Here is a 13148-nt window from a genome sequence, read left to right as displayed (position 1 = left end):
GTTCCTGCTGGATCGACTCAGCGATCAGGCAGGGTGATGTTGAGTTCCAGAATCGAGCAACTGCCCTGGTTTTCCAGCGCTACATGCACGTCATCGGAGCCGATGTTGACGTACTTGCGGATCACTTCGACCAGCTCTTTCTGCAAGGCTGGCAAGTAGTCCGGCGTGCTGCGCTGGCCGCGCTCATGCGCCACGATGATCTGTAGACGCTCTTTCGCTACCGAGGCGGTACTTGGCTTTTTGTTGGCACGAAAGAAGTCAAAAAGGTTCATTACCTACCTCCAAAAAGTCGCTCGAAGAATCCCTTCTTCTCGACATCGAGGAAACGGTGGGCTTTTTCTTTGCCCAACAGGCGGTCGACGGTATCGCTATAGGCCTGACCGGCATCGCTCTGGTCGTCGAGAATCACCGGCACACCCTGGTTGGATGCCTTGAGCACCGCTTGGGATTCCGGGATCACGCCGAGCAGGGTGACCGAGAGGATTTCCTTGACGTCTTCGACGCCGAGCATTTCGCCCTTTTCAACTCGCTCCGGGTGATAGCGGGTAATGAGCAGGTGTTCCTTGATCGGGTCTTCGCCACGTTCGGCGCGTCGCGATTTGCTGGCCAGCAGGCCGAGCATGCGGTCCGAATCTCGTACCGAGGACACTTCCGGGTTGGTCACGACGATCGCTTCGTCGGCGAAGTACATCGCCAGGTGCGCGCCTTTCTCGATGCCCGCCGGGGAGTCGCAGACCACGAACTCGAATTGTTCCTTGAGCTCCATCAGGACTTTTTCCACGCCTTCGACAGTCAGCGCGTCTTTGTCGCGGGTCTGACTGGCGGCCAGTACGTAGAGGTTTTCCAGACGTTTGTCTTTGATCAGAGCCTGTTGCAGGTTGGCTTCGCCGTTGACCACGTTGACGAAGTCATACACCACGCGGCGCTCGCAACCCATGATCAGGTCAAGGTTACGCAAGCCCACGTCGAAGTCGACGATCACTGTTTTGTGGCCGCGCAGAGCGAGGCCGGTACCGATAGCGGCGCTGGTGGTGGTCTTACCCACACCACCCTTGCCGGATGTAACCACGAGAATCTTGGCCAAGGTGTTTCACCCCTAAGGAAGAAGGACTTTTTAGCCCCTGAAAAACATCTCTTGAAAACTACTGCAGTCGGACAGCCTTGGCTGGAATTCGGCTTTTGGCCTTTTTCCTACTTCGTTTGAGCCGTTTTCGCTACGTTTTAGAGATGCTTGGAAAATGCGGCAGTATCCGTTAAAGCCGAATGATGTTCAACACGTCGCCCGACAGGCTGACCTGGACGCCCGAGCCCCACATTGGATCGCGACGCAGGTCTTCGGAAACCTTGTAGTGGCCGGCGATGGAGATCAGTTCAGCGCTCAATTGCTGACAGAAAATCCGTGCCTTGGTGTCACCTTTGACGCCAGCCAGCGCACGACCGCGCATTGGGCCGTATACATGGATGTTGCCATCGGCCAGAAGTTCCGCCCCCGGACTGACGGAGGACACCACTACCAAATCGCCACCCTCGGCATATATCTGTTGGCCACCACGCACTGGCGTAGTGATGACGCGGGTCGGTTTGATGGTCGGCTCCGGCGGTTTTTCCGGTTTCTTTTTGACTTCGGCTTCAGTGGGTTCCAGCGGCCTTTCACGGGCGCCGGACGGCGGCAGTACCGGAATGTCGATGGCGATGGCAGCGGCGATGTCTTCGATGCGGCTGGCGCGAATCGCCAGGGTGCGCAGGCCATGCTGACGGCATACGCGCATCAGCCCCGGCAGATCGACCGCGCCTTCGCTCGGCGGCAGCTTGTCCAGTGCCAGAACCAGCGGTGCATTGCTGAAAAAATTCGGCGCCTGGGCGACTTTGGCGGCCAACTGCCGATCGAGGTTTTCGAGGTCGTTACGGGCCAGTTCCAGCACAGTGATGGCCAGCATGCTGCCCTTGAGCTGAAATACGGGATCTTGGTCTAACGGTTCGGTTTGGCTCATGTCGGCATACAACGGCTTGTCACTAAAAGTGCCGAGACTTATAACGAGAACGCCGACGAGCCGCAAGCCGGGTCGAACGATGTAGAATGCGCGGCCACTGTATTTACGGAAGCTTTAATGGATCGCCCGCGTTTTCGAACAGCATTTCTTTCTCCACGCTTCTGGCCGCTCTGGTGCGGTCTGGCGCTTTTGTGGCTGATCGTGCAATTGCCGTATCCGGCATTGCTGACCATCGGTCGAGTTCTGGGCGCGTTGATGTATCGCGTGGCGGGCGACCGGCGGCGTATCGCCAAGCGCAATCTTGAACTGTGCTTCCCGGAAAAATCCGCCGCCGAACGCAAGCGTCTGCTCAAGGAAAACTTCGCCTCCACCGGCATCGCCTTTTTTGAAATGGCGATGAGCTGGTGGTGGTCTCGTGAACGGCTGGCGAAACTGGCCCACGTCGAAGGCCTTGAGCATTTGCAAAAGGCTCATCGTGAGGGCAAGGGCGCGATCCTGATGGCCGCGCATTTCACCACGCTGGAAATCGGCGCGGCCTTGCTCGGCCAGCAGCACACCATCGATGGCATGTACCGCGAACACAAAAACCCGTTGTTCGACTTCGTTCAGCGTCGGGGCCGCGAGCGGCACAACCTCGATTCACTGGCGGTGGAGCGCGAGGACGTGCGCGGCATGCTCAAGCTGCTGCGCTCGGGTCGGGCGATCTGGTACGCACCGGATCAGGACTACGGTGCCAAACAGAGTATTTTTGTGCCGCTGTTCGGCATTCAAGCCGCGACCGTGACCGCGACCAGCAAATTTGCTCGATTGGGCAAAGCGCTGGTGGTGCCGTTCACGCAGGAACGTCTGGCGGACGGCAGCGGTTATCGGTTGGTGATCCACCCGCCACTCGAAGACTTCCCCGGCGAGACTGAAGAAGCCGACTGTATTCGTATCAACCAGTGGGTCGAGAGTGCGTTGCGTGCCTGCCCCGAGCAATATCTGTGGGCGCATCGTCGCTTCAAGAGCCGCCCACCGGGCGAGCCGAAGTTGTACGCCAAACGCGGTTGACCCCATTTCTTTAAACACCATGGAGCGTTGCGATGAGCCCAGCTGAACCGGTCACAGGTTTGATTCTTTCCGGCGGCGGGGCTCGGGCGGCGTATCAGGTGGGCGTGCTGGCGGCGATTGCCGAATTGCTGCCGTTGGGCGCTGACAATCCGTTTCCGGTGATCGTCGGCACCTCGGCCGGGGCGATCAACGCCGTCAGCCTGGCCAGCGGCGCCACCGACTTTCGTGCCGCTATCGAACGCCTGACGCTGTTCTGGCAAGGCTTTCGCAGCCATCGCGTGTTGCGCAGTGACTGGCCTGGCGTGATTCGTCAGGCCAGTCGTTTCGTCAGCCACAGTTTGCTCGGCATGGGGCGGCACCTGCCGGTGGCTTTGCTCAACAGTTCGCCACTGCGCGAGCTGCTCAATGAAAAGCTGCACATGCCTGGCATTGCCGAGTCCATCGCTCGCAAGCAATTGCATGCTGTTGCAGTCACTGCGTTCGGCTACGAGTCGGGGCAGGCGGTGACGTTCTATCAGGGCGGCGGCGCCATTGATGCTTGGTTACGGCATCGACGGATCGGTGTGCCGACGCAGTTGTCGGTGGACCACTTGCTCGCGAGTTCGGCCATCCCCTTGTTGTTCGCACCGGTGAAAATCGGCGAAGAGTATTTCGGTGATGGCGCGGTACGGCAGTCCGCGCCGATCAGCCCGGCGCTGCACCTGGGGGCGAGTCGGGTGCTGGTGGTCGGCGTCAGCGGAAACCCGCGCGGTGTCGACCCGCAGCAGCCGCTGGAACGCGCTTACACGGGGCTGCAACCGACGCTGGCACAGATCGGCGGCCACATGCTCAACAGCACGTTCATCGACAGCCTGGAAAGCGATATCGAGTTGCTTGAACGCTTGAACCAGTTCAGCCATCTGATGCCCGATGGCACGCCAAAGCGCGCCTTGGGCGTGGCGCCCGTGGAGGTGCTGGTGATTTCCCCCAGTCAGCCGATCGATGAGATCGCGGCGCGGCATCGGCAGGAGTTACCCGCGGCGTTACGCCTGTTCTTGCGCGGCCCGGGTGCGACCAAGACCAGCGGGGCGGGGGTAATGAGTTATCTGCTGTTCGAGGCGGGGTATTGCAGCGAGTTGATTGATCTGGGGCGGCGCGATGCGTTGGCCAAGCGCGAGGCGTTGTGCCGTTTTCTCGGGTTGCCCGTTTAACAACCAACGTTCACAGCCGTCGACAGTCGGGTAGGCAGATGAAGCCGTCCCGGGCGTTGAATCACCAGGACGGCTGACCGTCGATTTTACTCAGCCAGATGGATCAACTCTCTCGAACAATATAGAACAGCGTTTGTTGGTCCGAGACTTTCTGCATGCCGCCTGCCAGATAGACAACCTTGTTGTAATCAAGCATCCGTTGCCATTTCGACGTTTCCAAACGGGCCCTGAGTTTCGGATCATTTATTTCAGCAGCAGGACCGACTGTTCGAAGTAACTCTCCACCAATCGCCGGGAAGGGGAATCTCAATACGAATACGGTATCCAGGTCTTTGCGTTCGAAGAGCAAAGCGTCCTCCCTGAACATGCGACTGGTGCGATCTACCTCATAACCGTTACTTTCGAGAAGGTTGCTGAATATGGAGCGCAAGCTGGAGTCCTGCGAGATCAGGAATCGGCTGGCATCGAAATCGAGTCGGCTGAAGGGCTCGGCAGACGGCGATGGCAATAAAAGCTTGTGGCCTGGCAGATTGTTGCCGGGGGATGGCAGCAGGGCGCGCAACATCAGCAGCGGGTCGGCCAGCTCCGGTCTTCGTGCACGGACGGTGGACCTGTTTTGCCAGTGATAAAGCGTGTCGAACAGAATGGTCAACCCATCGCCGTTGATGGTTTCAGACTGGTTCGCCTGATTGAACACGGCTTTGGCGATGGCGTTCGACGAATCACTCGACAAATACCGCATGGATTTGCCGACGTACTCGTTCAGCGAGACAGCAAACGGGTTTTGCTCCAGCACAGCCCATGCGCCAGCGGATTTGATGACCCACTTTGGTTGCAGTGATGGATCGGTTTTCAACATCTGCTCGAAGGCGTCGTAACGGCCGGGCGTGAAGAGGGGGTTCTGCAGGTACACAAGAACGGTATCGTCCTGAATCCGTTGCGGCACGATCACGTAGTGCAGGCCGTCTATTTCTATCGATTCACTGCCCTCGGGTTTGCTGGATTTGCCCCAGCTTTTCCAGACTCCGGCGGTGGGTTGCGTGCCCGTTAAGCGCGCCGTCGATGGCCCGACAAGTGGTGGTTGATCAGCGTCTGTCAAACGTTGGCGTTTGCTTGATCCCGGCAGTTGATCGTCGTTCGTTTTTATCCGCCAGCGTTTGGTTCCGGCAATAGGCTCAACCCGCGCGCCCAGCACGTTGCGGTCATGAGCAGCGGCTTGCTGATAACCGCCCTCCGAGTGTTTGCGTACCAGGAAAGTCGTCCCATCCTCCATGTCCACGTAGGATGCCCGGCGTTTGGTGTCGTAACGAATACCGTCCGGGCTCTCTTGCGCGCTGCTCAGGCTGGCGGCCTGCCTGGGGGAAAGGGGCGTTGGCGATCCTCCTGCTGTCTCGACGTTCGCCACAACATGCATGGCCGCAGAGGACGCTTCGGGGCGCCAGTAAGGCTGTCCTTCTACCTGGTTGATGAGTGGGCCCTGTTCGCCCAGTTGCTCTGGCCAATGCAAGCGGTAGCGGCCATCGGCTTGGCGTTCGGCGCGAAAATAGCCTTCGTTGGCGACGTGGGCATAGGTATTGCCCTCTGGACTTTCGAACAGCCCACTTTCGCCGCCGAGGGGGCGTAACTGGTCGATATTGTCAGCCGGCCAGGTAATTGCCTCCATGTTGGCTTGCAGCAACTCGGCAAAGGGGGACGGGTCGCTCACAATGACTGCTGGCGCAAGTTCGTTTGGGATTTGTGGGGTGTCTCGGGCATGAGATTCAAGTACATGACCCACTGATGTTGTCGGGTCGGAGCCGGCGATATGAGGAAGGTGGCCCACAGCCTCGTGAGGGAGCGTTTTCGGACTTGTCAGGTGTGTGTCGGTTGCAGGGGAGGAGGAGATTTTTTTCGGGGGTTTGGCCATATCGGATTTCTCTTCAACATGAGAGCTAAAGCGTTGTTGGAGAACGACGCAAGTGAACGCAGAGTCGACAGTCATCTCTTTTTGACAATCAACCGTTCGGACTCTGCGAGGGGGCATATGCTGGATAATCCGACGCCGTCTTGTGCGGTATATATGTATCGCGATCAAGGCAGTAAACGTTTCTTTCGTGTTTTTTAACGGCCTCGAATCCAGCGCTGCGTTTATCAAGTTGAAATAGCAGCGGATTATTTATGCGACGGGTACTTGCGAAAGTTGATCTGAAACCGATAGAACCGGAGCGGTTGGTTTATGATCGCATCGAGCGGAAATCACCAGATCTGACCTGTTAATGGTGCTGGCTGTCGAAGGTCTGCTGAACCAGTGGCGTCCTGGAAAGCTGTAGAACACACGTTTGTCCGGGTGGTTGTACAACTGGGCATGAAGGACTGGAAGTTCATGGTCTCCAAGCAATGCTTGACTGTCGGGCAGCGTGGCGGGGTAAGCCGGTGGCTCGACAAAATAACGAGCATCAATGCCGGAGACTGCAATTTGGTCGAAGGAAAGATCGACTGTCCGGATGATGCCTTCTTCGGTCGTCACGTACACCCTGTCGATAATGTCCGCGCTGTCTTCATAGACGGGCAGATGAACAGTGCAACTTCCGATGTACAGTTTGTTGTTGGTCAGTTTTATCTCAATAGTGCCCAGCGCTGTAGCATCGATATACCAGGTGGAAGAGTGCGACAATCTCACACGGGCGCTGGCGAGACCGCCTGGCGTCGAAATCTTGATGGTCATGTTGGCTACCAGATGAAGGAAGTACGTACCGCCTTCACCTTCCAGGCTCTCCATCGCCGTTTGCGCGGGATGAGATGAAAATTTGGCGCAGGCCCTCCCTGAGCTCAGTTTATAAGGTTCGTTTTCAGGAAGTTCAAACGGGTATTTGCCTCGTCGGTACCGCAGCGGCAACTGAATGAGATGTTTCCAGCGCATGAATTCAGATGTTTTATAGTCCGAAGGTTCTTCTGTTGTGGTGAGTCCGGCATTGGCCATCAGGCCGTCGTTGAAAATAAACAAGTATTGTTGGTTGGGGTGTTCGCGCATGTGTTGCAAGGCGAACCCCATGTCTGCCGACAGTTTGAAGCTCGAAAAATTTCGAAGTGTTAGTGTTTTTTCATCGAATGTATAGATCAAGTCACATTGAATGTCGATCTCGCTTTCTTGACTCACAAAGGCACCGTAGGATACTTCTACTTTTGTCAGTTCGGTGCTCGCGTAATCCAGATAAAGCTTGATGGCTTCTTTGGGGCGTTTTACCGAGCGGAAGATGATGTTTTTATCGGTGCGTGGGAGGTAATAACCGGTGAATCTCTGGTGCTCGATAAAGCAATCGGGGGTGTAAAGAATAGTCGGTTCTATGGGGCTTCCTTGGCGGGTGATCACCGCTTTGACGTATTCGCGTTTAGAGTAGGTTATCGTTTCAGGGAGATCCGGGGTCAGGTGATAGCCGTCCTTGGTAACGAATGTCAGTGTCTTGTTTTTTAACTGACGTTTATTCGCTACTTCTTCATAAACGTCGTGTATGACTACACGGGTTTTCGGCGAATCGTCCATATCAAAATTCAACGTGACCCACAGAGAGTTATCGGCTCTCACCTCGAAACCATCTATCAGGTCCTTTCGGCAGCCCAGTTCAATAATGCTGTTCTCTTTACCGTCTTCGGTGATGGATAGTTGCCCGGGAACATGGGCAACGAAATATTCATCTGCGCCGGCATCACCCCAGGCTTCTGCACCCGAGGCCAGCAGTTGGATGATGTCGTTTCCTGCCCCCGCTCTGACGATGTCGGCGCCATGGGCCTTGATGACGTTGCGCTCCGGGGTTCCGGTCACGGTGCTGGACGCATGCGCTACGGTTTCGACATTTTCGATGCTCTCGACAACGCCGAGCGGGATACGGTTGTTCCCGCTTTCTGTAGCTGAGTCTGCAGTGATCGCATGGACCGTACCGGCCGGCAAGTCGACGTCATATCCGGCCTGTGGCTGCTTCTGGTGATGGTTTTTCAAATCAATCCTGCCCAGGATCAACGAGTCGTCGCCTGCCCCGCCCTTCAACGTCCAGCGATCAGAAAGTTCTAGAGTTGCCTGATGATTGATTTTTGCGCCCTGGAAGACGAAGAAGTCATCCTTCTCGCCGCCTGTCAGTTGTTTGTTTCCAGCGCCGTAGTAGAAAGCGTTCGGCTTCTTTTCTACCCCTTCAATGGAGTCATCACCACCGCCAATGAACCACAGGATGCTCTTTTCTGCTCCTGCTATACCCAGTTCAGCACCGGGCGTTTCGGCTGTCACCCCGTTTCGGCCGTCAATGATGTCGTTGCCGTCCTTTATTTTTGGCTTCATGACGGTATGCCGTTCCCACTTTCTGGTTAACCAGTGATGACGGCCTTCCAGGGTTGGTTCCAGTTCCACGTCGAAACTACCGTTAACGACGGCTTCGGTGGTGTCCTTCAATTGGACGTCGAGCAATGCCCTGGCCGTTTGCTTCAATTGTTTTGCGTGGTCGATCTTGGCTTTGGCGCTGAGAAAACGATTATGGACATCTTCGTCCGGATCCATGAAGCAGAATGCAAACCAGCCTGTGCGCCAGCGTTCTTCGACAGTGAGTTCGATGTAGTCATCGATGTCATCAACTATCCGTACAGCGGCATAGACCTGTGAGCCGAAAGCCATCAATGCTCCGGCAGCAAGGCCCACGGGACCTGCGGCCGAGAAACCGGCCATGGCTGCAGAGCCAAGGATGATCGTCATCGCCCCGCTGGCGACACTCAGGCCACCACTGACATAGAGATCCATCGCTGCCTTGCCAGTGGCATTTTCCGCTGCGATGAATGATCTGACGGCCGTGGTAATGTCGAACGGCAGGGTCAGTGCTCCTCCGACCAAACCACCGGAGCGGCTCAATCTGATTGCGGTACGAGTCTTGGCAAAATCCTTGAAGGCATTCTGGCCAGCCTTGAGCATTCTCGTGGCTTCTTGAGTAATTGTTACGTCGGTGATGATAGAGCCAACTTCTGCGAGAAGGCCGGCACCGTTGATTTTAAGTTCAGTAGAATCGTGGGCTTTGTACGCGTAGTACAAACCGCGAATTCCCATGAATATTCCGAATGCTTGAATGCCGACGCTAGAACCGAGCGTGAAATTGCTCCACGCCTTCGATATCCAATGAGGCGGATTTTTCGGTAAGTTGGCGTGCCGTAGATCCAGTTTGTGTGCTGAATTCAATAGCTTCTCTAATTTGCTGCGAAGTTTTCCTGCGTCATCAGTACGGTCGGTGTCCTCTCTGATCAATCGCGCAGAAGTGATCGGTCGCCGACTGGCCATTTCGAACAGCAGATCTGGCAACAAGTAACTGTCCCGGCCGGTTGCCGATTTCATAATGCTTTCTATATCGTTTAAACTGAACTGTAACGAGTTGATGAAAGATCGCTTCGGTACGCGGAAGAATGTGTTTGTTCCATTTAAAGGCTGGCCGTCAATACGTGCGCCCAATACTGCGAGGGATACTCGTGTTACGGATATAGGGCCGATTTCAATTGGGCCAAAGATACGGTCGTTTATTTTAAGTTGGCTTGTTTTTTCGCTGCTTTGCGCATTTTTCCCGTTAGCTGTCTCACTGTTCAGATCAAGAGTCGAATCAGTGTGTTGATTGGGGCCCAAAGGTTCCAGTTCGGTTATGATAACCGCGTCATGATGTATCGAGGCGTCTTGGAAGGGGGTGGCCATTTGAATATCCTTATTCGAGTGGTCTTTATTGTGAGCATCGGGTGGCATGTTAGTGTTGGGTTTTTACTTCTGTATATCTTTGGTTTGTTGCCATGTATTGCACATGCACAGAAGTTATTGTTGATGTTTTAGTTTGCCATTTTCAGGTTCGAGTGGGTGCAACCGGCCTTGACATTATTAAACCGGCTTTAGGGCCGGTCTGGTTTTGTTTGAACGCTGTATTGTCTTGGCGGGTATCATCGCGGGCGAACTCCCACAGGTTTTGTGAACGGCACGGATCACTGTGGGAGCTTGTTCGCGAAGGCGCCCCTGAGGACGCCGCGGGATCAGAAGTGGAACTTCACCAGGAAGCTGGTCACGTTCTGATTGGTGGTGAACGCACGGGTGTCGTCAATCCCGTACTTGTCTTTCCAGTAGTCGTACTCGACACCCACATACAACTGCTTCTCGCCGAAATTCAGCGCCTTGCCCAAGTCATATTTGACCTGAGGGTTGAAGTGCAGGTTGGCGTGGTATTCGCCACGGTGGTTGACATCGTTGTCGACCACCCAGTCCATGAAACCGTCGATCAGAATATTCGAATCGCCGACCGGGATGGTGTAAGACCAGACCGGCGTGATCTGCCAGACGTTGTCGCCCGGACGCGAACCTTCGGTGTGGCGCTGGTAGAAGTTCAACTGAAAGTAGTCGAAGCCCGGGATCGCCAGGTCAAAGCCAGGACCGATCAGATACGACTCGACGTCGCCTTCACCGAATTCATAAGTCATTGCCAACAGCACGTCTTTGACCGGGCCGAACTCGATTTTCTGGTCGAGAATCTTGCCAAGCGACAGGCGCGGGCTGAATTCGCCATAGTAGGTGTTGTTGCCGACACCGCCGTCTGGTTTGCCGTTATAGAAGATCTTGTCGACGAACAGGAAGTTGTCCCCATACTTCCAGCCGTCGGCGTGCTCGAAGGTCACGGTCTGCTGAATGGCAGGGTTGACCTTGAAGTCCTTGCCGTAGAGGTAGGTCAGGCTGTTGTTTTGCCACTGCAGCAGACCATCGGCCATGGCCTGGCCCCCGGCCAGCATGGATCCCGCGAGTATCAGGCTGGTGCACATACGTTTCATTCGGTTGCTCCCAAAGTAGGTGTTCCACGTTTATTTTTTTAAGATCGGCGCTCTGGTGTGGCGCCTTTTTTCTTCGTTGCAAAAGTCATCCAAACGGTCAGCTTTCATGCTGTTAGCAAAAGCTGAGCCAAGGCTTTCAAAAAGCAAAAAAACGCCCTTTCGTCTGCTGAAAAACAGTCGATTGAGTGTGTTTTCGGGATGCCTCGGCACTGACCGGGGCCGGGATAAGTTGGCTTTTGGGTCAGAAATTAAATCCGGGCTTTTTTTTAGACCGAATTCAAGAGGCCGCGGAGAATACTGACTCCTCGGCCAGCTCTCAAGTGCCCCGCAACAGAGCACTGGCAACAGGTATGGGGCACGGTTGCGGGTCATCTTAAAAGTGCACCTTCGCCGTACTCGTAGGTCATCGCCAGCAGGAACTCGATCTTCTGGCCGAAGTTCTTGCCGTACAAGTCGCTCAGGCTGTTGGTCTGCCACAGCCGTAAATCGCCGGCCATGGCTTGGGAGGCGGCGAGCAGGTCGCCACTCAATAGCGAGTTCGATTGCGTGGGAATCATCGGGTGCTCCCTCTTGTTTTTATTGTTTGAGGCGGGGGTGCTGTTAGTGCTGGTGTGCGTGGCAGTCGTTGATCACTGCGCGCTCTTTGCCGCCGAGGATGTTGAACAACAAGTTCAGCGTCAGTGCGCTGAGGGTTGCCATGGCGATACCGCTATGGGTGATCGGACTCATCCACATCGGCAGATGTGCGAAGAACTCCGGACGGACCACCGGGATCAGCCCCATGCCGATGCTCACCGCCACCAGCAACTGATTGCGACGGTCACCGATGTCGGCTTCTTGCAGAATCTTGATGCCGGTCGCCGCGACCATGCCGAACATCGCAATTGCCGCACCGCCGAGCACGGCCGGTGGAATCGACGCCACGAGGAACGCCGCTTTGGGCAGCAGGCTGAGAACGATCAGCAAGCCACCCGCAACGATCGTCACCGAGCGGCAGCGCACGCCCGTCATCTGTACCAGGCCGATGTTCTGCGCAAAGGAGGAGTGGGTGAAGGTGTTGAAGAACCCGGCGAAAAACGACGCCGCCGCGTCACACATCAAACCGCGACGCAGCATGCGCGGGCAGACGTCCTGGTCGGTGATCTTGCCCAGTGCCAAAAACATTCCGGTGGACTCGACGAAGATGATCACCACGACCAGGCACATCGAAAGGATCGGCGCGAGTTCGAATTTCGGCATGCCGAAATGCAGCGGGGTGACGAACTGAACCCATGGCGCGTTGGCCATGCCGCTCAGGTCGACCATGCCGATGGCGCCGCACAACACGTAGCCGAAGCACATGCCGATCAACACGGAAATATTCACCCAGAAGCCACGCATGAAACGGTGGATCAGCAAAATGGTGCCCAGCACCAGTGCGGCGATGGCCAGATAAATCGGTGAACCGAATTGCGCAGCAGCGGCACCGCCACCGGCCCAATTCACGGCCACGGGAAACAACGACAAACCGATCGAGGTGATGACCGTGCCGGTCACCAGCGGCGGGAAGAAGCGTACGACCTTGGACATGAACGGCGCGATGATCATGCCGAAGAATCCAGCGGCGATGGTTGCACCGAAGATCCCTTGCAGACCGATACCGGGCATGCCGGCCATGGCGACCATGCTGCCGACAGCGGCAAAACTGGCGCCCATCATCACGGGCATGCGGATGCCCATCGGGCCGATGCCGAGCGACTGCACGATGGTGGCGATGCCGGCGACCAGCAGGTCGGCGTTGATCAGGAAGGCGATTTCTTCACGACTCAGGCCAGCGGCCTGTCCGATGATCAGCGGCACCGCGATGGCGCCACCGTACATCAGCAGAACGTGTTGCAAACCGACCAGGATCAGTTGCAAAAAGGGCAAACGCTGAATGGCGGGTGCGTCGGGGATGCGCGCTTTGGACAGCTCGGACATGCAACACCTCGGATCTTTTTTATTCTTGTGATTGAACAGCTGTCGGGTTGCTCACAGCGGTTTCTTTGCATCAGGTAAACCTGTGGGAGCGGGCTTGCTCGCGAAGGGGCCATACCATTCAACATCACGTTGACTGCCCCGACGCTTTCGCGAGCAA

General features: G+C 56.1%; 10 protein-coding genes. 2 read left to right on the top strand and 8 right to left on the bottom strand.

Going from position 1 to position 13148, the window contains the following annotated elements:
* Positions 1 to 17: 17 nt before the first annotated feature.
* The 3 genes from minE to minC all read right to left on the bottom strand — a co-directional run bounded on the left by minE (position 18) and on the right by minC (position 1991).
* A complete protein-coding gene (gene minE / locus AACY50_RS07680) occupies positions 18 to 272 on the bottom strand; it encodes a cell division topological specificity factor MinE (protein WP_007940845.1) in 255 nt (84 codons plus the stop codon).
* Positions 272 to 1084 carry a septum site-determining protein MinD gene (gene minD, locus AACY50_RS07675; RefSeq protein WP_007913953.1) on the bottom strand — a complete coding sequence of 271 codons (813 nt, stop codon included), beginning with the start codon at positions 1082 to 1084 and terminating at the stop codon, positions 272 to 274. The genes minE and minD overlap by 1 nt, the downstream gene beginning before the upstream one ends.
* 169 nt (positions 1085 to 1253) lie before the next feature.
* Positions 1254 to 1991, bottom strand: coding sequence for a septum site-determining protein MinC (gene minC, locus AACY50_RS07670; protein WP_339433954.1), 738 nt, complete (start codon positions 1989 to 1991; stop codon positions 1254 to 1256).
* Positions 1992 to 2108: 117 nt separating this feature from the next.
* On the opposite strand from minC, the gene AACY50_RS07665 reads away from it, so the two are divergent.
* Complete coding sequence (locus tag AACY50_RS07665; protein ID WP_339433955.1) at positions 2109 to 3041, top strand: lipid A biosynthesis lauroyl acyltransferase; 933 nt, start codon at positions 2109 to 2111, stop codon at positions 3039 to 3041.
* A 32-nt stretch (positions 3042 to 3073) separates the two neighbouring features.
* The gene (locus tag AACY50_RS07660; protein WP_339433956.1) at positions 3074 to 4231 is read left to right on the top strand and encodes a patatin-like phospholipase family protein; all 1158 of its coding nucleotides are present in this window, start codon (positions 3074 to 3076) and stop codon (positions 4229 to 4231) included.
* A gap of 103 nt (positions 4232 to 4334) precedes the next feature.
* Here the strand turns inward: AACY50_RS07660 and AACY50_RS07655 are convergent, their stop codons facing one another.
* The 5 genes from AACY50_RS07655 to AACY50_RS07635 all read right to left on the bottom strand — a co-directional run bounded on the left by AACY50_RS07655 (position 4335) and on the right by AACY50_RS07635 (position 12991).
* Positions 4335 to 5936, bottom strand: coding sequence for a hypothetical protein (locus AACY50_RS07655; RefSeq protein WP_339538410.1), 1602 nt, complete (start codon positions 5934 to 5936; stop codon positions 4335 to 4337).
* Between the two features lie 450 nt (positions 5937 to 6386).
* Complete coding sequence (locus AACY50_RS07650; protein ID WP_339538409.1) at positions 6387 to 9920, bottom strand: calcium-binding protein; 3534 nt, start codon at positions 9918 to 9920, stop codon at positions 6387 to 6389.
* Between the two features lie 326 nt (positions 9921 to 10246).
* Positions 10247 to 11032 (bottom strand): outer membrane protein OmpK, encoded by a 786-nt coding sequence (locus AACY50_RS07645; RefSeq protein WP_339433959.1) that lies wholly within the window; start codon positions 11030 to 11032, stop codon positions 10247 to 10249.
* Positions 11033 to 11400: 368 nt separating this feature from the next.
* The gene (locus tag AACY50_RS07640) at positions 11401 to 11589 is read right to left on the bottom strand and encodes a hypothetical protein (protein ID WP_339538417.1); all 189 of its coding nucleotides are present in this window, start codon (positions 11587 to 11589) and stop codon (positions 11401 to 11403) included.
* 43 nt (positions 11590 to 11632) lie between these two features.
* Positions 11633 to 12991, bottom strand: a complete 1359-nt coding sequence (locus AACY50_RS07635) for a nucleobase:cation symporter-2 family protein (RefSeq protein WP_339433960.1) — start codon at positions 12989 to 12991, stop codon at positions 11633 to 11635.
* Positions 12992 to 13148: the final 157 nt, after the last annotated feature.

Source organism: Pseudomonas sp. RA_15y_Pfl2_54 (assembly GCF_963971015.1).
Classification (GTDB): Bacteria; Pseudomonadota; Gammaproteobacteria; order Pseudomonadales; family Pseudomonadaceae; genus Aquipseudomonas; species Aquipseudomonas baetica_A.
This window is presented reverse-complemented; position numbering and strand designations above follow the sequence as displayed.